This is a genomic window from Caballeronia sp. M23-90 (assembly GCF_053574605.1).
In genome coordinates, this window is record NZ_JBSIPA010001039.1 from 1 (window position 1) to 259 (window position 259).

The 259-nt window shown below is 59.8% G+C and carries 1 protein-coding gene; it reads right to left on the reverse strand.

Features of this window, described 5'->3' with window-relative positions; genetic code table 11:
• A partial coding sequence (locus ACRXB1_RS37695) for a transposase (protein WP_449494977.1) occupies window positions 1–259 on the reverse strand: 259 nt, incomplete at both ends.

Sequence of the window (259 nt, forward strand, 5' to 3'; positions counted from 1 at the left end):
ACCAGCACGTCGTGTTCGAGCAACCGGTCGCGGTTCTTGCTGAACGTCGAGTGGTCCCACACGGTCCCGTCCATCGGCAAGCCGACGAACCAGCGGAACAGCATGTTGTAGGAAATCTGTTCTACCAGCATGCGCTCGCTACGAATTGAGTACAGCACCTGCAGCAAAAGAGCGCGCACCAGCTTCTCCGGCGCGATGCTCGGGCGGCCTCCTTTGACGTCCGCCTCATACATCCGCGCGAACACATCGTCCATGCGTT